Source organism: Fulvivirga sp. AWR4_260 (genome assembly GCF_056158185.1).
Genome location: NZ_JBSWSU010000001.1, coordinates 629,887 through 649,798, shown reverse-complemented (window position 1 = coordinate 649,798; position 19,912 = coordinate 629,887). Strand labels below are relative to the sequence as shown.

Genomic DNA, 19,912 nt, shown 5'->3' with positions numbered 1-19,912 from the left:
GCAAATATCTGATTTAATTTACTTTTTTTAATTTTAAATACAGGATTTAACCAATTGTTATTATACCAAATTAGTATTGGTTTGTTCAGTGCATTAAAAAATAATCACGTTATTTGCCTTTTAGTAAATTAAAAAGATAAAGTTTTTGCTAAGATATTTCAGACTCAACGATCCGTACAGGCTAATAATTATTTTTTTATTGCTTTTAGGCATTCGCTTACCTTTTATGATAGGCGATGGTGCTTTGGTAATGCCTGAGTTAAATTATATGCTGATAGGAGAAAAGCTCAATTCAGGTGCGGCATTATATGAAGGCTTGTGGGAGAATATAGCTCCTTTTTCTGCACTAGTATATGCGGCTATTGATTTTTGTTTCGGTAGGTCTCAACTCGCTTATCAGCTTATATCTTTATTTTTAGTAACATTTCAATGTTTGATTTTTAATAAGCTATTGTTAGATGGCAAGGCTTATAATGAAAATACATATGTGCCGGGGCTTATTTACGGGCTATTAATGTCTTATTTCTTTGATTTTTTTACTTTGCCTCCCGTATTGTTGTCTATCACTTTTTTGCTATTCGCATTAGACCATATTTTTAATCATGTAGAATATAGGGCTAAAGAAGATGAAAAGATTTTAAATATTGGGCTTCTCTTAGGTGTCAGTTACCTGTTTTATCTTCCTAATATTATTTACGGATTGGCCACATTGCTTATTTTTTCGTTTTTTACCGGAACAGTTTTAAGAAGATATTTACTGATGTTATTCGGATTTATTCTTCCTCTTATTTTAACGGCATGTTATTTCTTGCTAGTAGGTAGGCTGGGTATATTCGTTTATAACTTCCTCAATGCGCTATTCGATTTTCACTTTATCAGCTATATGTCTGTAGTGGATGTTGCTATAATTCTTAGCGTACCGTTATTATTGCTATTATTCGCATTTGTAAGAATAGGGCAGCGAGCTAGGTTTACCAATTATCAGGCAAGGTTAACTCAGTTAATGTTTGTGTGGCTGGTGTTTTCTATTGTTTTTGTAGTTCTCAGTGGAGACATTGCACCTAATACTTTTATGATATTTGTGCCTACATTGGCCTTTTTTATTACCCATTACTTTTTATTAATTCAGAAGAGATGGGTGGCTGAAATTGTATTTGCCCTTTTTGTAGTATGTGTAGTAATGTTTAATCTGGGTATTTATTATAACTTCTTCTTTGTAGGTAAGTATATAGATTATACAGAGTATGTAGTAGAAGATGGGAAGCCAGAGTGGGAGGGAAAAAAAGTTTTGATTTTAGATGATGACATAAAGCCTTATGTTAATGCCAAGCCTGCCACACCTTTTATGAACTGGTATTTATCAGAAGAGCTTTTTAGAAAACCTGATTATTATGATAATTTATCTATATTATATCAGGGACTTACTAACGATGCCCCTGATATAATAGTTGACACACATGGAGTGATGCCAGCTGTGTTTCAAAAATTACCTAAACTAAATCTTCAGTATAGAAAAGAAGGTAATCTATATTATAAGAAAACTAACAGCTGATTTTATCTACTCTTCGTTGGTGTCTTCCTCCTTCAAATTCTTGAGTAAGGAATGTGTCGATAATTTTAATGGCTAAATCAAACTCCACAAATCGGGCGCCAATACACACAATATTAGCGTCATTATGCTGACGAGCCAGTGCCGCAAGTTCTTCATTCCAACAAATGGCAGCCCTTATACCTGCATGCTTGTTTGCAGCCATGGCTACACCATTGGCGCTTCCACAAATTAGTATGCCCGCATCAAACTCCTTGTTTTCTACAGCCTCTGCTACAGGGTGAGCAAAATCTGGGTAATCAGTAGACTCAGCACTGTGTGTGCCATAATCTTGTACTTTGTATCCTTGATCTTCGAGCCAGCTAATCACTTGAGCTTTATATTCAAAGCCAGCGTGATCACCGCCAATAGCAATAGTTTTCATTATTTTAATCGTTATATTTTTCTCTTAAGGCTATTTCTCTCTTTTGGTTTTTTCTAAACACATAAGCAGAAATAAATATACTGGCCTCATAAAGGCCGAGTAATGGCATGGCTATAAGTACTTGGCTTAATGGATCTGGAGGAGTAAGTATGGCTCCTAAAATCAATATTACCACTATAGCATGCTTTCTATACACACGCATTAAAGCTGGTGTTACCACTCCTATTTTGGAAAGAACAAAAACTACTATTGGTAATTGAAACAATATGCCGCTTCCAAGAACTAAAGTAGTAATAGTGCTTACATAAGAAGTAATGTCAAATTCGTTATAAACAATTTCACTTACCTGATAACTTGCTAAGAAGTTTACAGACAAAGGCACCATAATATAATACCCAAATAATACACCTAGTGAAAATAATACTGAAACAAAGAATACAGCTCCTCTGGTGTTTTGTCTTTCGGTAGAGTATAATCCTGGCTTGATAAATCGCCAAAATTCCCAAAATATGTAAGGGAAGGTAACGATAATACCCACTACAAAAGAGGTAGTTATGTGCATAGTAAACTGCCCCGTCATTTGTCTACTTTGAATTTTAAACGGGGCGTTTTCTAAGCATAATGAAGAAGAGTGTAATAATTCACCCAATTTACACAGGGCTTTAAAGGTCCAGAAATCGCCACGCGCAGGCGCGAAGATAATTGTATTAAATACAAAGTCCTTCATTATAAAAGCTACAATAGAAAAGGCCATGATCCCTATCAGAGACCTGATTAAATGCCAACGTAGCTCTTCGAGATGGTCTATAAAAGACATCTCTTTCTCTTCTTCAAAAGGTTGTAATTGCTTAGTCACTATTTATATAGCGGAAATTGATTCATCCATTGGTTAATTTCACCTTTAACGCTATTTATCTCGTCATCGTTGTCGTTATTGGTAAGTACTCTGTCTATAAAATCAACAATTTTTGTCATGTCATCTTCTTTCATGCCGCGGGTAGTAACAGCAGCTGTACCCACTCTCATGCCTGAAGTAACAAAAGGAGACTGCGTATCGAAAGGAACCATGTTTTTGTTGATTGTAATATCAGCTTTTATCAAGGTGTTTTCGGCTAACTTACCAGTTAAATCTTTTGATCTAAGGTCAATTAACATCATGTGGTTATCAGTACCATCAGAAATGATTTTATAACCTTTATCTATAAATGCTTTGGCCATAGCTTTAGCGTTTTTAGCTACCTGTACTACATAGTTGAGGTAGTCATCACTTAAAGCTTCTTGGTAGGCTACTGCTTTAGCTGCAATTACATGCTCTAAAGGTCCCCCTTGAGTTCCTGGGAATACGCCAGAGTCTAGTAATTGAGATATTTTTTTGATTTCTCCTTTTGGAGTTTTTAATCCCCATGGGTTGTCGAAGTTTTCACCTACCATGATCATACCACCTCTAGGGCCTCTTAAAGTTTTGTGTGTAGTAGTAGTCACAATATGACAAAACTCTAATGGATCGTTTAGTAAACCACGTGCTATTAACCCTGATGGGTGAGAGATATCAGCTAATAATAATGCACCTACTTCATCAGCAGTATTTCTTAGGCTTTCATAATCCCAGTCTCTACTGTAAGCAGAAGCACCACAAATTATTAATTTTGGTTTTTCTTTACGAGCAGTCTCGGCTACTTTATCCCAATCAATTAAACCACTTTCTTCTTCTACTCCATAAAATGTAGGGTTGTAAAGTTTACCTGAGAAGTTTACAGGTGAACCATGGGTAAGGTGGCCACCATGAGAAAGGTCGAAACCTAATATTTTATCGCCAGCTTCAAGTACTGCAAGCATTACTGCTGCATTGGCCTGAGCTCCAGAGTGAGGCTGTACGTTAGCCCATGTAGCTCCGAAAAGTTCTTTAGCTCTTTCAATAGCAAGTTCTTCTATTTCATCTACTACTTCACATCCTCCGTAATACCTCTTTCCTGGTAAACCTTCAGCGTATTTGTTGGTTAATACGCTACCCATGGCTTGCATTACCTGAGGTGAGGTGAAGTTCTCTGAAGCAATCAGTTCTATGCCTGATTCTTGTCTGTGTTTTTCCTTTTCTATTAAATCGAAAATGGTTGTATCTTTTTGCATAATTTTATAGGATGTGAATAGGAGCCCCAAAAATACTAGAAGAACAACATATTACCAATATTGGGGTACTGCGATTCATGCTTGTAACTTAAAAATTAAATTAAATCATCAAATTGACTTGAAATGAAAAGAATATTATTGCTGCTTTTAATTCTTCCTTTCGTATTACTGATTAGTTGTGATATGAAAAAAAGTGCTGAAGGTAATGGAAACTATACAAATGAAATTAGAAATGTAGATGAGTTTAACGAGCTTGAGCTTTCTGGCAACTATGAGATTGTACTTATTAATGATATGAATGCTGAACCTAAAGTAAATGTTTATGCTGATGATAATCTATTACAGTACATAACACAGAAGGTCAGTGGCGAAAAGCTGCATATAAAATCAGATAGAAGACTGGTTTCTGATCAGCCTATAAAAGTTGAAGTCTTTTATAAAGAATTGTCAGGTATTGAAATTAGTGGAGCCGTTAGTCTTACTTCAGAAAATAAAATCAAAGGAGATTATCTGGATATAGAAATGTCAGGCGCAGGAGCTATAGCATTGAACGTAGAGCTTTCTGCACTAAAAGTATCTTCTTCTGGGGCTGGGGCTGTTACCATCTCTGGGCAGACCACGGAACAACAGGTAGACTTAAGTGGTGCAGGTAGTTATGATGCTCATGATTTGGTGAGCCAAAAGTGTGAAGTAAGCATTAGTGGTGTTGGAGGTGCCAAAGTGAACGTGACAGAAGAATTGAAAGCAGATGTTAGTGGCGTTGGGGGCGTGGAGTATTCGGGTAATCCTGGTAAGGTTAAATCTGATATCTCGGGGCTTGGCTCGGTATCAAAAAAAGGAGATTAAGGAAAAGGGCAGTAATTACTGCCCTTTTTTATTTTAACTGCTTCAAATACATTTGAATTGTATTTTCTAATCCTAAGTAAATAGCATCGCATATTAGCGCATGGCCAATAGATACTTCATCTAAATACGGTAATTGCTGTTTTAGGTATGCTAGGTTGTTTAAGTCTAAATCGTGACCGGCATTAATGCCTAATTTTAAACTGTGAGCCACTTCCGATGCTTTAATATAGCTCTCCACTGCCTTGGCGGAGTTGTTGGGGTAATGGCTGGCATATGGTTCAGTATACAACTCTATTCTATCAGCACCTAAATCAGCTGCTCCGTTTATTATTTTTTCGTCAGGGTCCACAAATATTGAAACTCTAATACTTTCTTTTTTAAACTCGCTTACTATTTCAGCTAGTAAGTCTTTATGCTTTATGGTGTCCCATCCCGCATTAGAAGTAATCGCATCTGGAGCATCGGGTACTAAGGTGGCTTGAGCAGGTTTTACCTGTTTTACAAGGTCTATATACCTTTGGTCAGGATAGCCTTCAATATTAAATTCTGTTTGTATAACTTTCTTTAGCTCAATTACATCATTATGTGTTATGTGCCTTTCATCAGGCCTAGGATGTACCGTAATACCTTGCGCTCCAAATCTTTCACAATCTAACGCAGTTTTTATTACATCAGGGTTATTGCCACCTCGTGCATTTCTAAGAGTAGCAATTTTGTTGATATTTACGCTTAACCGGGTCATTCCTTTTTTTAATATTTATAACTTTGCATCACTTAATGTCTACAAAGTAACAACAAGAACAATAAACTTATACATAAATGAGTCTTAAACAACAGATTGATCAGGATATAAAAAAGGCAATGCTGGAAAAACGCAAAGATGAATTAACAGCATTGCGTTCTATAAAATCAGCTATATTACTTGCCGAAACTGAAAAAGGAGGGCAAGATGGCCTTACTGAAGATGCCGAAGTAAAGCTATTGACAAAAGCAGCTAAGCAAAGAAAAGACTCTATGGAACTTTATGAAAAAGAAGGTAGAGCTGACTTAGCAGATAAAGAAAAACTTGAATTTGAAGTTATAAGCAGGTATCTTCCTCAGCAGCTTACCGAAGAAGAAATTCAAGAAGCTGTAAATAAAATTGTAGCAGAAACTGGCGCTTCTGGCCCTCAAGATATGGGTAAAGTGATGGGAGTAGCTACTAAACAACTTGCAGGAAAGGCTGAAGGTAAACTTGTGGCTGATATTGTAAAAAGCACATTGAACAAATAATAATTGAGCATAATAGATATTGTACTATTAGCCCTTTTGCTTTTCGGAGCTTACAAAGGATATAGAAAGGGATTCCTGTTAGAAATCATTGCTATCATTTCTTTCATACTCGCCATTATAGGGGGTTTTAAGCTAATGCATACCGGTATGGACTTTCTTGAGACGCACTTTGACGTTAAAGGTGAGTTACTTCCTTATATATCCTTTGTATTAATATTTGTAATTATCATTTTATTGGTAAACCTTTTAGGTAAACTTCTTAAAAAAGTGATAGATTTAACATTGCTCGGATCGCTTGATAATTTAGTCGGGGCTATATTGTCAATGTTAAAATGGGCATTTGGGTTGAGTATAATACTATGGCTTACAAGTTCTTTTGGATTAGAATTACCTACTGAATGGACCGTAAATTCTTTGATATATCCATATATACTAGTATTTGCACCTAATGTGGTGGATTATTTTTCAGTAATAGTGCCCTTTGCACAAGATTTATTTGATACCATCAAACTGATGCTGCAAGGTGATACTGCTACTTGATAATTTTGATTCGTTCACTTTTAATTTGGTTGATTATTTAGAACAGGCAGGCACAAAAAGTAAAGTTTTTAGAAATGATGTGCCGCTCAGTGAAATAACAAAATATCAATATAAAGGTGTAGTATTGTCGCCAGGTCCTGAAACACCTCAGAAGGCAGGCAACCTTATGGAAGTATTAGCTTATTACTATAATAAACTTCCAGTATTTGGTATTTGCTTAGGGCATCAGGCCATTGGAGAATTTTTTGGTGCTGACTTGAAAAAAGGCATAAAGCCGATGCACGGTAAAGTCAGTAAAGTAACATTAGATACCGCCAATCCGTTGTTTAATAATATACCTAATGAAATAAATGTAGTAAGGTACAATTCATTGGTTATTGATAATATTAGAAATCCGTTAAAAACCATTGGGGTTACTACTGATGGTGAGGTAATGGCAGTTAGTCATTTAAAATACAATATTTGGGGTGTACAATTTCATCCTGAAGCTGCGCTTACTCAAAACGGAATTGATATGGTTAAAAATTGGGTGAGATATAATAACATAGCTTTTTAATTGCCCATTTTTGTTTACATTAGTAACAGGCACTATAAAGAATGATGCTAACTATTAAAGAAGAAAAAGATTACAAATATATTGATGAGGGTGCAGGAGATGTGCTCCTATTGTTACACGGGTTATTCGGTGCACTTAGCAACTGGGAAGCTGTAGTTAATCATTTTAAAGAAAATTATAGAGTAATAATACCTTTGTTGCCTATTTATGAAATGCCACTAAAAAAGGCAGGGCTAGAAGGTTTAAACAGTTTTCTCGAGGGCTTTATTGAATTGAAAGGACTTGAGAAAATGACTTTGATAGGTAATTCGCTAGGAGGCCATGTAGGGTTAATTTATACACTAGCTAATCCTGATAAAGTAACTAACCTAGTGCTTACAGGAAGCAGCGGATTATTCGAGAATTCTATGGGAGGTTCATTCCCTAAAAGAGGGAGTTATGAATATATAAAAGAACGTGTAGCCTATACTTTTTATGATCCTGCTACTGCTACTAAGGAGCTGGTAGACGAGGTGTTTGAGACAACAAAAAGTATTCCTAAGTGTTTGCGTATTGTGGCTATTGCTAAATCAGCACAAAGACATAATATGGCCAAAGAAATACCAAAAATTAAGCAACCTACATTATTAGTATGGGGGCTTAATGACACTATAACCCCTCCATTAGTAGGGCATGAGTTTAATAAATTAATACCAAACTCTGAGTTGCATTTTATTGATAAATGCTGCCACGCCCCAATGATGGAACACCCTAAAAAGTTTAATGAAATACTGAGTGAATTTTTACACGCAAGACAAAATGATAGCTGAAGAACTGATAAACCATATGATTCCGCCATTAAAATCTAGTGACGCTGCTCACAAGGCTATTTTATGGATGGAAGAATTACGGTGTAATCAACTTCCGGTTGTCGAAAACGAATTGTTCTTAGGCCTGTTAACAGAAGATATGATTTTAGAGGCTAATGACGCCAATAAAGAAATATCAGAGTTTGAACTAGTAGGACACGAATGTGTGGTAAATAGTAAATCGCACTTTTATGAAGTTATAAAAATAGCATCAGACAACGATGTGCAAATGGTTGTGGTGTTAAATGAAGATAATAAGTATGCCGGGGTTATTACCGTACAAGATACTATTACTTCGTTTGCCCAATCGGCTGCGGTGCAAATCCCTGGTGGAATTCTGGTGCTATCTATCAATCAAATAGATTATTCCCTTTCAGAAATTAGCCGCCTGGTTGAAGAGAATAATGTTAAGATTTTAAGTAGCAGCGTGAAAGAAGACGAACTCGATCCGTCTAAAATTAAGCTTACCTTAAAATTAAATAGACTAGACCTTAGCCATGCAGTGGCCACTTTAGAGAGGTTTGGTTATAAAATCATCGCTCGCTTTCAAGAAACTAAAGTGCATGACGATGAAAAAGAGAAAATCGATATGCTTTTGAGATTTCTCGATATCTAAACATTTCATTCAAAATCTCATTTTTAAATCAACTATTATATTTCAGCTAAACCTGAATATTTAATTATTTTTTAATAATGAAAATTGGCATTCACGGTAAAGATTTTAGTCAGGAAACTCAGGATGTAATTCAGCTTGTTTTCGATGAACTAAAAAAAAGGAAAACCGAAATAATCGTTTCTGAGCAGTTCAATGAGCAATTAAAACTCAATGATATTAGCTCAGGAGAAGTTAACCTTTATCATAGGGGAGATGATCTCAGTGCTTTAAACTTTATGCTCACCCTTGGTGGAGACGGTACGCTGCTAGAAGCTCTTACGCATATACGTGATAAAAAAGTGCCTATTTTAGGCATAAATACTGGTAGACTGGGTTTTTTAGCTACCACTGCTAAATCTGATGTGGCAAGTGCCATTGATAGCTTATTCGCCTCTAACTATGATTTTGATGACAGAACCCTTTTGAGGTTAGAATCACCTTCAGGCCTTTTTGATGGATTGAATTTTGCTTTAAATGATTTTGCCATTTTAAAAAAGGATACTTCATCAATGATTGTGGTACACACATACATAAATGGAGAATTTCTAAACTCATACTGGGCTGATGGCTTGATATTATCAACACCAACGGGCTCCACCGGCTATTCCATCAGTTGTGGGGGACCAGTAGTGATACCACATTCTGATAACTTCATTTTAACACCGGTAAGTCCTCATAATCTTACAGTTAGGCCTATTGTTGTGCCAGATAATGCAGAGCTTTCTTTTACTATAGAAGGTAGAAGTAATAACTTTCTTATAGCATTGGATTCTCGTTTTGAAACAGTGGATAATACTGTGGAACTTAAAGTAAGAAAAGAAGATTTTAAAGCGAGATTAGTAAAGTTGAAAGATAATAGCTATTTTAAAACCTTAAGACAAAAGCTCAATTGGGGGCTGGATGTAAGAAATTAGTTTTTTTAGCAACAATTAATGATTACTTTTGACTTATTTGCTGGTTTAGAATAAAGGTAAAGTGCTAGTTGTAAATGATTTAAAATGAAAAGAGTCCTTGGTTTTATAATTTGCTTCTTAATAATCATGACCTCTATAAATGAGGTTGATGCTCAAATTAGAAGTCGAAAAGTTAAGCGAAATAATAAACGTATTACAAGTTTCAGGGGGAGAAAGCAGGGCTTTAACAAAGAGAAAAGATATAATTATATTGGTATTTCTGCCAATGCATTTAATTATTTTGGTGATTTGGCTCCGTTAGATAAGTGGTCTAGTACAGATATTTCCTATACTAAACCCGGCATTGGAGTTTTCTTTGGACGTAGGTTTGGCCCAAGATACTCCTTAAGAGCTACCTATACTTATGGTACTGTTAGCGGTAGTGATTTTGATTCGGCTGATCCTAACGATGAAGGAGCCAAATATAGATATGTGAGAAACCTTCACTTTAGAAATAGAATACATGAGTTGAGTGTAGTGGCCATTTTTGACTTGTTTGAGAATGAAGCCTCTTACTTGAGTAGAGTTCAATGGACTCCTTATGTATATGGTGGTGTGGCAGGGTTTTACCATAATCCACAGGCCTATGTGGCTGAAGATAGCGGTTTGCCAGAAGCAGGTACTTGGGTAGACTTGCAGCCTTTAGGGACCGAAGGACAACACTCTAACTTAAGAGAAACAGATGCTAACTATGGTATAGATCCCTATAGTAGAATTCAGTTAGCCTTGCCATTTGGAATAGGTATGAGATATAGGGTTAACCAAGTAGTAGATATATCAATTGAAACTGGTTTTAGGTACTTGTTTACCGATTATTTAGATGATGTAAGTCAGAATTACATTGACCCTAGCCTGTTTACAGGAGACGATGCCGCTTTGGCAAGATATATGTCCGATTTGTCGGGTATAGCAATAGATCCTGTTTCTGGAGATGCGAGAGACCTCTCTAACCCTAACATTGCTGAGCTTTATAATAGAAGAACAGTTGTAGATGGCGAGGAGAAAATTATGGGTTATGGTTACGAACAAGAAAAAAATTTACGAGGTAATAGTAATGAAAATGACCTTTACATCGTTACGAGTATTAAAGTAGCCGTAATATTAGGAGGCTCGTTTAGGCGAGCGAAATTCAGATAAAATGAACCAACGTTTTTATACTATATCAGGGAAACTTCTAAAGAGGTTCCCCTTTTTTGTGTTTTTATTATTAATAGCTTTTGGAGCTCAGGCTCAAAACAGTGAAGTGGGCTTTGGCATTGGGGGATTTAAATATTCAGGGGATTTGGCCAGAGGGATAAACCTAAAATCAATTGGCCCAGGAGGCACATTGTTTTATAGGTCTAATATTAGCGATGCTGTTAGTTTTAGAATTGCGGCTACTGCAGGGCAAGTCAAAGGTAGTGATGAGGCGACTCCTATAGATGTTTTTGCAGATCAAAGACAAGCTGAGTTTGATGTGTTTTTATTCGAAGCTTCTACTGTATTTGAATATCACTTTTTGAAATGGAGAGACAGATCAACTATGATAAGGTGGACACCTTATTTTTTTGGAGGTTTGGCCATGTTTGGAATATCAGGAGAAAGTGAGAAGCCTGCAGAGTATAGCAATATTCAACCAGCCATACCATTTGGAGTTGGTTTTAAATATATATTGAACCCTAAGTGGTATTTAGGGCTTGAGTTTGGTGCAAGAAAAACTTTTTTTGATTATCTCGATAATGTAGGGGAAGGTGATGGAGACATTAAAGACTACCAGTATGGTAATCAATATGATAATGATATGTACTATTTTATGGGTTTAACGCTCACATACTCATTTTATTCAATACCATGTCCTTCTAGTCCGTATAAGAAAAATTATCGCAGGAATTAAAAAGAGCATTTAAAGTAGGCTTTTTTATATAATTACGGTTAATTTTGCGCTCCTGTGTCTATGCCTAAAGAAAATATTGTAAAAGAAGAGCTTCCTAAGCACATTGCTGTTATCATGGATGGTAACGGTAGATGGGCTAAAAGCAAAGGAGCAGCCCGTATATTCGGGCATAAAAACGCTATAACTGCAGTAAGAGATGTTACTGAAGGATGTGCGGAACTTGGAGTAGAGTATTTAACTTTATATGCCTTTTCTACCGAAAATTGGGGGCGGCCAGCTGCTGAAGTTTCAGGATTAATGCAACTGCTCGTTACCACAATAAAAAAAGAGTTAAAAACACTACAGAAGAATAAAGTACGTTTAACCGCTATCGGGGATTTAAAGTCTTTACCTAAAAATTGTATTAAAGAACTTAATGAAGCGATGGATGCCACTAAAGATAATGATGGGTTAACCTTAGCATTAGCTTTAAGTTATAGCGGAAGGTGGGAAATCATAGAAGCTGTGAAGCAGCTTGCTCATGATGCAAAGGATGGAAAACTGGAGATTGACAACATTAATAATGAATTGTTTTCCAGTTATTTAAATACCGCTAACATGCCTGATCCCGAACTACTGATTAGAACCAGTGGTGAAATGAGGATTAGTAACTTTTTACTCTGGCAGTTGGCATACACAGAGATTTACATAACAGAAAAATTTTGGCCCGATTTCAGAAAAGCTGATTTACATGAGGCCATAATAGCATATCAAAAAAGAGAACGAAGGTTTGGTCGAATTAGTGAACAGGTGAACACTTGATTAATGAAGAGAATACTATTTTTTTTAGCTTTAGGTTTTATTATTGTCAATCAGGCAGACGCTCAATTTCGAAAAAGAGGAAATTCCTCATCTGACGATAGCGACCTAAATTACTCAAACCCTCAAGAATATACTATTGCCGACATTGAAGTTACTGGCCTTAATGTTCTTGATAAGAACGCTTTAATCTCCCTAACCGGTCTTAAGGTTGGTGATAAAGTGAAGGTTCCTGGTGACGAAATTAGCGGAGCTATCCGTAAGCTGTGGAAGCATGGCCTTGTTGGTGATGTTACCATTAAAATCGATAAGATTGAAGGTGATAAAATCTTTCTTAATATTGAGTTAGCAGAAAGGCCAAGACTTACCGGGTTTACTTTCGAAGGAGTGAAAAAATCTAAGGAAAGTGAATTGAGAGAAGATCTTAACCTTATCCGTGGTAGAATATTAAGTGATGCCATCATCAGAAATACTGAAATCACAGTAAGAAATTATTATGTAAAGAAGGGATACCTCAATGCAGAGGTAAATGTTATTCAGCAGGCTGATACTATTAATAATGATGGTGTTAAGCTTAAAATTGCTGTAAACCCCAAAGCAAAGGTGAAGGTTAACTACATTGCTATTACAGGTAATGATGTATTTGATGATAATAGGTTGAAAAAGAAAATGAAGTCTACCAACGAGCATGTTAGACTTTCTTTGTTTAGGCGTGCCGCAGAAGTTGTGGTGGGAGCCACCAACCCTGATAACGTTAAAGGCTTTATTGACTCTACCTACGAGGTTTCTGGTGATGAGGTAAAGGCTTTTTTAAATGATAACGTTAAGCTTAACTTTTTCAAGTCTGCTAAATTTATACGTAGTGATTACGAAGATGATAAAGACAAAATTATCGCTTTCTATAATTCAAAAGGATATCGTGATGCTGCTATTGTGAGAGATACGGTGTATGCACATGATGATAATACTGTAGATATAGAAATGGAAATTAGCGAAGGCAGAAAATACTATTTCCGTAATATAATATGGACAGGAAACTTTGTTCACTCTGATGCTACACTTGATAAGATATTGGGTATAGAAAAAGGAGATGTTTATAATAAAGAATTAATAGATCAAAAATTAAGCTTTAACCCTAAAGGGCCTGATATCAGTGGTTTGTATATGGATGATGGATATTTATTCTTCCAGGTGCATCCGGTAGAGGTAGCGGTTGAAGGAGACTCTATTGATATTGAGATGAGAATTTATGAGGGGGAACAAGCTACTATTAAAAATATTCTTATTTCTGGAAATGACAGAACTCGAGATCATGTAATAAGAAGAGAGCTAAGAACTATACCAGGTCAGAAATTTAGTAGATCTGACTTAATTAGAACACAGCAGCAGTTGGCATCTTTAGGGTATTTTGACCCTGAACAGATCAACCCTGATGTAAGACCTAATCCTGCTGACGGTACTGTTGATATTGATTGGCAGTTGGTTGAAAGATCAAGTGATCAGATAGAACTATCTGGTGGCTGGGGAGGTCAACTAGGATTTGTAGGAACACTTGGTTTAACACTTAATAACTTCTCTTTAAGAAATATGATGAAGGGTAAGTTTACTCCAATACCTGTAGGTGATGGTCAGAAATTATCTTTAAGAGCCCAAGCTAGTGGTAGACAGTATCAGAGTTACTCGTTCTCTTTCACTGAACCTTGGTTAGGGGGTAAAAAGAGAAATTCGTTAACGGTTAGTCTAAATTACTCTATCCAGAGAGCTCGTGTTTTAGAAGATGATGGATCATACCCTAGTTATGGGCATTATAATGCAAGCTTATCTTTAAAAGGTGTAACTGTAGGCCTTGGCCGTAACTTAGAATGGCCAGATAACTATTTTACATTAACCAACTCTGTATCTTATTTGGTATATGGCCTTGATAATTATTCGTTCGGAGGTATTCAGGGCTTTGAAAATGGTAATGCTACAAGTATTACTTTCAATACTACTTTGGCTAGAAATAGTATTGACAATCCAATGTATCCAACTTCTGGTTCTCAAATATCATTAAGTGCGAGTTTTACTCCTCCGTATTCTCTATGGAGAGATTTGGATTATGACAATGCTACCGATAAAGAAAAGTACAGATGGTTGGAGTATCATAAGTGGATGTTTGATGCTAAATATTATCAGGCCGTAGTTGGTAAATTGGTGTTGGAAGCTAAGGCTCATTTTGGGTTCATTGGTTCTTACTCTAAGAAAGCGGGTATTGGTCCATTCGAAAGGTTTAACTTAGGAGGTGATGGTTTGGCAGGACAAAACTTTGTTTTGGGTACAGATGTGATTGGCTTAAGAGGTTATGATAATAATGCTATTACACCTCCTTATTCAAATGTTGATACAGATGCGGTTTCTGGTGGTATAGTATATGACAAATTTGGATTAGAGCTTAGGTACCCTGTAACAACAGGCCAAGCCGCCACTATATACGGATTAGTATTTCTCGAGGCAGGTAATAACTTTGGTAGCTATGAAGAATTTAATCCATTTGAAAATTATAGATCTGCTGGATTTGGAGCTAGAATATTTATGCCTGCATTCGGATTGATAGGTGTTAACTGGGGGTATGGTTTTGATACATTACCAGGAGCACTTGATAATAGCGGGGCTCATTTCCACTTTACAATTGGGCAGCAGATTAGATAATAGTAAGAGGTTTTTATCGTTGGTGTCTGTAAATTGGCATTCTACTATTTATAGTAGTAGTTAAAAACATTGATAATAAAACATGAAAAAGGTATTTATTTTAGTTCTGGCATTATTTTCGTTTGTAAATATATATGCTCAAAAATTTGGTTATGTAGACACCAATTACATTTTGAGTAAAATGCCTGAATATAAAGAAGCTCAGCAGGAAATAGATAAGTTATCCTCTGGGTGGGAAGAAGAAATTAAGCAGATGGCAAAAGGAATAGAAGGCATGTATGATGAATTACAGGCTGAAGAGGTATTGCTTACTGCAGAGATGAAGAAGGATAGAAGGGCGGAAATTGAAACGAAGGAAGAGGAATTAAAAGAATATCAGAAGAAGGTATTTGGTTTTGAGGGCATGTTCTTTCTTAAAAAGAAGGAGTTGGTAAAGCCCGTTCAGGATAAAATATTTGAAGCAATAGAGAAAGTTTGCAAAGAAGAAAGATTAGCAATCATGTTTGATAAGTCGGGGGAGATGGTAATGATATACACAGACCCACGACATGATTATACAGATTATGTGCTCGAGCAATTAGGGTTAGGTGATCCTAATGACACAATTAAGTAGAATGTTAAATTTTAATATACCATGAGAAACAAATTATTTTTAACTGTAATAGCTTTTACACTTTTTGGGCTTGCATCAGTACAGGCACAATCAGCAATGAAAATCGCTTATGCTGATGTTGATTACATTTTAAGTCAAATGCCTGAGGCAAAGCAAGTTGAAGCTGATTTGAAAGCTCACAATACCCAATTACAAAATCAGTTACAAGCTAAGTACCAAGAGTATCAAACTAAATTACAGGCTTACCAGCAAGGTGCAGCTACTATGGATGCAGCTATTAGACAAGACAAGGAAACTGAATTGCAGCAATTGGAGCAAAGAATTCAAAAATTCCAACAAGATGCTCAGTCTTCAATTCAAAAGAAGTCTACGGAATTAATGCAGCCTTTATATGAAAAAGTGGGCAACAATATTGAATCTGTAGCAAAGGAGAATGGCTATGCTTACGTGCTTAATGGTCAGATTGCTGGAGTTGATGTAGTATTATATGCTGATTCTAAATTTGATATTAGTGACTTAGTATTGAAAAAAATGGGTGTTACACCTTCTTCTAACTAAGAATAGAATAATAATTTATATTAAAAAGCCCCTTCAAGGGGCTTTTTTTATATACTTATAATTATGATTATACCAGAGCTATTAAAAAAAGGTGACAAGGTAGGGATAGTTTCTCCTTCGAGAATGATAACTGAAGACCAGGTGTCAATGGCTATAAAAACATTGCAGTTGTGGGGACTAGAGGTTACGCTAGGGGAGCATTTGTATAATAGCGCGGGCTATTTTGCAGGTACTGATGAGGAAAGAGCGTACGAAATGCAACAGATGTTGGATGATAGAGAGATTAAGGCCATATTTTGTGCAAGGGGTGGCTATGGGGCTACTAGAATTGTAGATGCGCTATCCTTTGAGAAGTTTAAGGAAAACCCTAAATGGTTGATCGGGTTTAGTGATATTACAGCATTTCATTTAAAATTAAATAACATCGGTGTTGAATCTATACACGGATTGATGCCTGTTCAGTTTGAGAAGGAAGGCACTGAATTATCTAAAGAGTCATTATATAATGTGCTATTCAATGGTGAGTTTCACTATGAAATAAAGGCTTGTAACCACAATATTTTAGGTAATACAAAAGGTGAGTTAATAGGCGGTAATTTGTCTTTACTAGCAGATAGTATAGGTACTGATAATGAGATTGATACTAATGGTAAGATTTTATTCATTGAAGAAATAGATGAATACCTATATAAAATAGATAGGATGCTTACACAACTGCAGCGTTCAGGTAAGTTTGCTGAGCTTAGAGGCGTAATTATTGGAGATTTTTCCTTAATAAAAGATACCCAAATTCCATTTGGAATGGGTGTTAATGAACTTATCTTTCATCATTTTAAATGCTTAGATATTCCTGTTGCGTTTAATGTGCCTGTAGGTCATGAAAATTACAATTTAGCTATTGTAGAAGGAAGAGAAGTTTTGTTTATGGTGGATAATCAATGCGTTACAATAAAAAGTTTGCCGCATAATTAATAAACAATTATTGAGGCTGTTACATTTACTATCTGTATGTACTAACAAAAGATTTTATGCGGAAAGCACTTTTCATATTGCCATGGCTTTTAGTAATTGTTCTTGGTTTATCTCTCTACATCTCGTTTACAGGGCGCAAAACGGAAGTGGTAGAAGAAGTAACTCAAACTACAATATTGCAAAAGGTTGAAGCTATTGGTAAAATGGAACTGGTGAGGTATAATTTTAAAGAAGTTACGGAAGTAACTGAGTTAAGTAAAGAATACTTTAGGTTGTTTAAGATAGGTCCAGATTCTAAAATAGCATTGGTGAGTGCGGGAAATGCCGTAGGATGTATAGATCTTACGAAAGTTAAAACCAATGACTTGGCATTAGCTGGAGATACAGTATACCTACGACTTCCGGAGCCTGAAATTTGTTATTATAAACTGGATATGGAGAATACCCGCATATTTCATTTACAAACTAATCCGTTGAAGGATGAAAGTAAGTTTATTCAGAAGGCTTATAAAACTGCGGAAAGAGAAATAGAAAAGGCTGCCCTAAACTCAGGTATATTGGAACAAACAAAAGCTAATGCTCAGTTGATTTTAAGGCCTATGCTAGAAGGTATAAGTGGCAAAACAGTTATTCTTACTGATGATATACCAGGAGTTAGTATCGACTTGCAAAGGTAGTTAGCTGGTATAGTCGGACCTGATAATATCCCAAACTAATTCGGCCTCGTACCCTTTTTGAATAGCATGATTGGCCACTTTTCTATTAATTATAAACTGATTTTCTCCCTTAGTGGATTGATGTTTTCGTGCAATAATAGTGCAGAGGTTATCGTAATATTGCTCATCATCTATTTCCTGCATTCCTTTTTTTATACAGTAGTCAGATAGATTGTGCTGCTTTAAGGCTTGCATAATTTTTAATCTTCCCCATTTTTTGAGCCTAAATTTTCCCCCAACAAAAGCAATGGCAAACCTCTCTTCATTTATAAAGCCTTCAGTAATGAGATCAGTTAAAACATCTTCGACCTCATCTTGCCTTAAGCCATATTCGTATAGTTTATCCCTTACCTGTTGCTGAGTTCTTTCTTGATACGCACAAAAGTCAGCCGCTTTGAGCATGGCTTCTTTCATGGTAAAGGTTCTTTTATTTTTATTGTTGTCGGGTGTGTACATAAAAAAAGCGCCCTATGAGCGCTTGTATTATTTTTGAAATCCTTTTCTTTTAAGAATACTCTCTACAAACTTTCTTTCATTGTCAGAGTTGAAAATTCTAAAAGGGAGATGAATGAGCTGTACTTTATTGATCATGAGTAAAATGTAATCTTTACCAACCTGAGCTCTCTTAACCTGATCCCACTTGATGGGCATACCTTGCTTTGAGTTAAGTTTCACTAATATTTGTTGGCTGGTAATTTCATACGATAATCTTTCAAATAGCATTTTTGTTTGATCTAACTGAGTAACACCAGCAAACTGAATTACCCAAAATAAAATATAAAGTGTTAATGCTATTCCAGTGCCTATAAACCACCAGATGTTAGGAAGGAAGAAATACCCGGCACAAAGAGCTAATGCTATAAGAAAAACCCACCATTGCTGTTTTAGTACGTTTACTAACCCCAGCTTGATGTAGGTGCCGCTTTCAAGTTTGTATTTCTTTGTTTTTACGATCATGATTTAAATGATTAAAATATAAATGTATGTTATATCCTATTATTAATTTTTAATTGCTTTTAGGCTAATATCAAGGCTTTTTACAGAGTGGGTAAGCGCTCCAACAGAAATGAAATCAACCCCACATTCAGCTACTTCTCTTATGCTTTTTTCGGTAATACCACCACTCGCTTCTGTTTCGTATTTTCCATCAATCAGTTTCACGGCTTCTTTCATGGTGGAAGGCATCATATTATCTAACATAATGATGTCTACTTGGCCTACCTTCAAAACTTCTTTTACCTCTTCTATATTGCGGGTTTCGATTTCAATGCGTAAGTCTTTGTTCTTGTCTTGCAAATACTTTCGTGCCGAAACAATGGCATTTTCTATTCCACCCGCAAAATCGATATGATTGTCTTTAAGCATTATCATGTCATATAATGCGTATCTGTGGTTAGTGCCTCCGCCAATGGCTACAGCCCATTTTTCGGGCAACCTAAAGTTAGGTGTAGTCTTACGAGTATCTTTAAGCTTGGCAGAAGTTCCGTTTATTAAAGAACATAGCTGGTGGGTATAGGTCGCTATTCCACTCATTCTTTGCATGCAGTTGAGCACCAATCGTTCACAGCTCAATATAGACCTAGCGGATCCCTCTACTGTTAAACCAATGTCTCCGGTATTTACAGCAGCACCATCTTTTATAAGCAGATTTACTTTTAGAGATGGATCAAAATGATTAAAGATTTTTTCGGCCAGTTCAACACCTGCCAAAATGCCATTATCTTTAATGATTAATTGAGCCTTATTTTGCGCGTCTGCCGGAATAGAAGATAATGAAGAATGGTCTCCTTCTCCCACGTCTTCTTTAAAAGCACTTACAATGAAGGCATTAATCGAATCTTCCGTTAAATAGCTAAATTCCATCGTGCAAAAATAAAAAAAGCACTGATTATATCAGTGCTTCTTCATAGAAATGCTATATCTG

General features: G+C 36.0%; 23 protein-coding genes. 16 read left to right on the top strand and 7 right to left on the bottom strand.

Going from position 1 to position 19,912, the window contains the following annotated elements; all coding sequences use genetic code 11:
• Positions 1 to 145 precede the first annotated feature (145 nt).
• Positions 146 to 1,552 carry a hypothetical protein gene (locus ACXACQ_RS02765; protein WP_474974396.1) on the top strand — a complete coding sequence of 469 codons (1,407 nt, stop codon included), beginning with the start codon at positions 146 to 148 and terminating at the stop codon, positions 1,550 to 1,552.
• On the opposite strand, the gene rpiB is transcribed toward ACXACQ_RS02765, so the two are convergent.
• Genes rpiB through ACXACQ_RS02750 form a run of 3 tightly spaced genes read right to left on the bottom strand, consistent with a single transcriptional unit; the run spans position 1,542 to position 4,100 of the window.
• Entirely contained in the window at positions 1,542 to 1,973 is a 432-nt protein-coding gene (gene rpiB, locus ACXACQ_RS02760; protein WP_474974395.1) for a ribose 5-phosphate isomerase B, read from the bottom strand. The two genes, ACXACQ_RS02765 and rpiB, sit on opposite strands and share 11 nt — an antisense overlap.
• A 4-nt stretch (positions 1,974 to 1,977) precedes the next feature.
• Entirely contained in the window at positions 1,978 to 2,829 is an 852-nt protein-coding gene (gene tatC / locus ACXACQ_RS02755) for a twin-arginine translocase subunit TatC (protein WP_474974394.1), read from the bottom strand.
• A complete protein-coding gene (locus ACXACQ_RS02750) occupies positions 2,829 to 4,100 on the bottom strand; it encodes a serine hydroxymethyltransferase (RefSeq protein WP_474974393.1) in 1,272 nt (423 codons plus the stop codon). The genes tatC and ACXACQ_RS02750 overlap by 1 nt, the downstream gene beginning before the upstream one ends.
• 123 nt (positions 4,101 to 4,223) lie before the next feature.
• Here ACXACQ_RS02750 and ACXACQ_RS02745 point away from each other — a divergent pair, with 123 nt between their 5' ends.
• Positions 4,224 to 4,946, top strand: a complete 723-nt coding sequence (locus tag ACXACQ_RS02745) for a head GIN domain-containing protein (RefSeq protein ID WP_474974392.1) — start codon at positions 4,224 to 4,226, stop codon at positions 4,944 to 4,946.
• A gap of 28 nt (positions 4,947 to 4,974) precedes the next feature.
• Here the strand turns inward: ACXACQ_RS02745 and ACXACQ_RS02740 are convergent, their stop codons facing one another.
• Positions 4,975 to 5,688 carry a pyridoxine 5'-phosphate synthase gene (locus ACXACQ_RS02740; protein ID WP_474974391.1) on the bottom strand — a complete coding sequence of 238 codons (714 nt, stop codon included), beginning with the start codon at positions 5,686 to 5,688 and terminating at the stop codon, positions 4,975 to 4,977.
• Positions 5,689 to 5,765: 77 nt separating this feature from the next.
• Between ACXACQ_RS02740 and ACXACQ_RS02735 the strand changes: the two genes are divergently transcribed.
• The 14 genes from ACXACQ_RS02735 (at position 5,766) to ACXACQ_RS02670 (ending at position 17,949) form a co-directional block, all read left to right on the top strand.
• The gene (locus ACXACQ_RS02735) at positions 5,766 to 6,218 is read left to right on the top strand and encodes a GatB/YqeY domain-containing protein (RefSeq protein ID WP_474974390.1); all 453 of its coding nucleotides are present in this window, start codon (positions 5,766 to 5,768) and stop codon (positions 6,216 to 6,218) included.
• Positions 6,219 to 6,221: 3 nt separating this feature from the next.
• Entirely contained in the window at positions 6,222 to 6,758 is a 537-nt protein-coding gene (locus ACXACQ_RS02730; RefSeq protein WP_474974389.1) for a CvpA family protein, read from the top strand.
• A complete protein-coding gene (locus ACXACQ_RS02725; protein ID WP_474974388.1) occupies positions 6,742 to 7,314 on the top strand; it encodes an anthranilate synthase component II in 573 nt (190 codons plus the stop codon). The genes ACXACQ_RS02730 and ACXACQ_RS02725 overlap by 17 nt, the downstream gene beginning before the upstream one ends.
• A gap of 41 nt (positions 7,315 to 7,355) precedes the next feature.
• The gene (locus tag ACXACQ_RS02720; RefSeq protein ID WP_474974387.1) at positions 7,356 to 8,123 is read left to right on the top strand and encodes an alpha/beta fold hydrolase; all 768 of its coding nucleotides are present in this window, start codon (positions 7,356 to 7,358) and stop codon (positions 8,121 to 8,123) included.
• Positions 8,089 to 8,778, top strand: coding sequence for a CBS domain-containing protein (locus ACXACQ_RS02715; protein ID WP_474974386.1), 690 nt, complete (start codon positions 8,089 to 8,091; stop codon positions 8,776 to 8,778). The genes ACXACQ_RS02720 and ACXACQ_RS02715 overlap by 35 nt, the downstream gene beginning before the upstream one ends.
• Positions 8,779 to 8,855: 77 nt before the next feature.
• Positions 8,856 to 9,731 carry an NAD kinase gene (locus tag ACXACQ_RS02710; RefSeq protein ID WP_474974385.1) on the top strand — a complete coding sequence of 292 codons (876 nt, stop codon included), beginning with the start codon at positions 8,856 to 8,858 and terminating at the stop codon, positions 9,729 to 9,731.
• Between the two features lie 126 nt (positions 9,732 to 9,857).
• On the top strand, positions 9,858 to 10,907 hold the full coding sequence (locus tag ACXACQ_RS02705; RefSeq protein ID WP_474974384.1) for a DUF6089 family protein: 1,050 nt from the start codon (positions 9,858 to 9,860) through the stop codon (positions 10,905 to 10,907).
• Position 10,908: 1 nt separating this feature from the next.
• Complete coding sequence (porG, locus tag ACXACQ_RS02700) at positions 10,909 to 11,643, top strand: type IX secretion system protein PorG (protein WP_474974383.1); 735 nt, start codon at positions 10,909 to 10,911, stop codon at positions 11,641 to 11,643.
• A gap of 60 nt (positions 11,644 to 11,703) precedes the next feature.
• Positions 11,704 to 12,444 (top strand): isoprenyl transferase, encoded by a 741-nt coding sequence (locus tag ACXACQ_RS02695; protein WP_474974382.1) that lies wholly within the window; start codon positions 11,704 to 11,706, stop codon positions 12,442 to 12,444.
• A gap of 3 nt (positions 12,445 to 12,447) precedes the next feature.
• Entirely contained in the window at positions 12,448 to 15,129 is a 2,682-nt protein-coding gene (locus ACXACQ_RS02690) for a BamA/OMP85 family outer membrane protein (RefSeq protein WP_474974381.1), read from the top strand.
• A gap of 82 nt (positions 15,130 to 15,211) precedes the next feature.
• Positions 15,212 to 15,742 (top strand): OmpH/Skp family outer membrane protein, encoded by a 531-nt coding sequence (locus tag ACXACQ_RS02685; protein WP_474974380.1) that lies wholly within the window; start codon positions 15,212 to 15,214, stop codon positions 15,740 to 15,742.
• Between the two features lie 21 nt (positions 15,743 to 15,763).
• Entirely contained in the window at positions 15,764 to 16,300 is a 537-nt protein-coding gene (locus tag ACXACQ_RS02680; protein ID WP_474974379.1) for an OmpH/Skp family outer membrane protein, read from the top strand.
• Between the two features lie 63 nt (positions 16,301 to 16,363).
• Positions 16,364 to 17,272: a S66 peptidase family protein gene (locus ACXACQ_RS02675; RefSeq protein ID WP_474974378.1), complete on the top strand. Its 909-nt coding sequence runs from the start codon at positions 16,364 to 16,366 to the stop codon at positions 17,270 to 17,272.
• A gap of 56 nt (positions 17,273 to 17,328) precedes the next feature.
• On the top strand, positions 17,329 to 17,949 hold the full coding sequence (locus ACXACQ_RS02670) for a DUF4230 domain-containing protein (RefSeq protein WP_474974377.1): 621 nt from the start codon (positions 17,329 to 17,331) through the stop codon (positions 17,947 to 17,949).
• On the opposite strand, the gene ACXACQ_RS02665 is transcribed toward ACXACQ_RS02670, so the two are convergent.
• The 3 genes from ACXACQ_RS02665 to nadC form a co-directional block, all read right to left on the bottom strand.
• Positions 17,950 to 18,402, bottom strand: a complete 453-nt coding sequence (locus tag ACXACQ_RS02665; protein ID WP_474974376.1) for a regulatory protein RecX — start codon at positions 18,400 to 18,402, stop codon at positions 17,950 to 17,952.
• Positions 18,403 to 18,471: 69 nt separating this feature from the next.
• Entirely contained in the window at positions 18,472 to 18,945 is a 474-nt protein-coding gene (locus ACXACQ_RS02660) for a YcxB family protein (protein ID WP_474974375.1), read from the bottom strand.
• 42 nt (positions 18,946 to 18,987) lie between these two features.
• Entirely contained in the window at positions 18,988 to 19,851 is an 864-nt protein-coding gene (gene nadC / locus ACXACQ_RS02655; protein WP_474974374.1) for a carboxylating nicotinate-nucleotide diphosphorylase, read from the bottom strand.
• Positions 19,852 to 19,912: the final 61 nt, after the last annotated feature.

Coding starts and splice junctions, on each gene's coding strand:
- rpiB (WP_474974395.1), bottom strand. CDS start 1,973: ATGAAAACTATTGCTATTGGCGGTGATCACGCTGGCTTTGAATATAAA.
- ACXACQ_RS02750 (WP_474974393.1), bottom strand. CDS start 4,100: ATGCAAAAAGATACAACCATTTTCGATTTAATAGAAAAGGAAAAACAC.
- ACXACQ_RS02745 (WP_474974392.1), top strand. CDS start 4,224: ATGAAAAGAATATTATTGCTGCTTTTAATTCTTCCTTTCGTATTACTG.
- ACXACQ_RS02740 (WP_474974391.1), bottom strand. CDS start 5,688: ATGACCCGGTTAAGCGTAAATATCAACAAAATTGCTACTCTTAGAAAT.
- ACXACQ_RS02735 (WP_474974390.1), top strand. CDS start 5,766: ATGAGTCTTAAACAACAGATTGATCAGGATATAAAAAAGGCAATGCTG.
- ACXACQ_RS02720 (WP_474974387.1), top strand. CDS start 7,356: ATGATGCTAACTATTAAAGAAGAAAAAGATTACAAATATATTGATGAG.
- ACXACQ_RS02710 (WP_474974385.1), top strand. CDS start 8,856: ATGAAAATTGGCATTCACGGTAAAGATTTTAGTCAGGAAACTCAGGAT.
- ACXACQ_RS02705 (WP_474974384.1), top strand. CDS start 9,858: ATGACCTCTATAAATGAGGTTGATGCTCAAATTAGAAGTCGAAAAGTT.
- porG (WP_474974383.1), top strand. CDS start 10,909: ATGAACCAACGTTTTTATACTATATCAGGGAAACTTCTAAAGAGGTTC.
- ACXACQ_RS02695 (WP_474974382.1), top strand. CDS start 11,704: ATGCCTAAAGAAAATATTGTAAAAGAAGAGCTTCCTAAGCACATTGCT.
- ACXACQ_RS02690 (WP_474974381.1), top strand. CDS start 12,448: ATGAAGAGAATACTATTTTTTTTAGCTTTAGGTTTTATTATTGTCAAT.
- ACXACQ_RS02685 (WP_474974380.1), top strand. CDS start 15,212: ATGAAAAAGGTATTTATTTTAGTTCTGGCATTATTTTCGTTTGTAAAT.
- ACXACQ_RS02680 (WP_474974379.1), top strand. CDS start 15,764: ATGAGAAACAAATTATTTTTAACTGTAATAGCTTTTACACTTTTTGGG.
- ACXACQ_RS02675 (WP_474974378.1), top strand. CDS start 16,364: ATGATTATACCAGAGCTATTAAAAAAAGGTGACAAGGTAGGGATAGTT.
- ACXACQ_RS02670 (WP_474974377.1), top strand. CDS start 17,329: ATGCGGAAAGCACTTTTCATATTGCCATGGCTTTTAGTAATTGTTCTT.
- ACXACQ_RS02665 (WP_474974376.1), bottom strand. CDS start 18,402: ATGAAAGAAGCCATGCTCAAAGCGGCTGACTTTTGTGCGTATCAAGAA.
- ACXACQ_RS02660 (WP_474974375.1), bottom strand. CDS start 18,945: ATGATCGTAAAAACAAAGAAATACAAACTTGAAAGCGGCACCTACATC.
- nadC (WP_474974374.1), bottom strand. CDS start 19,851: ATGGAATTTAGCTATTTAACGGAAGATTCGATTAATGCCTTCATTGTA.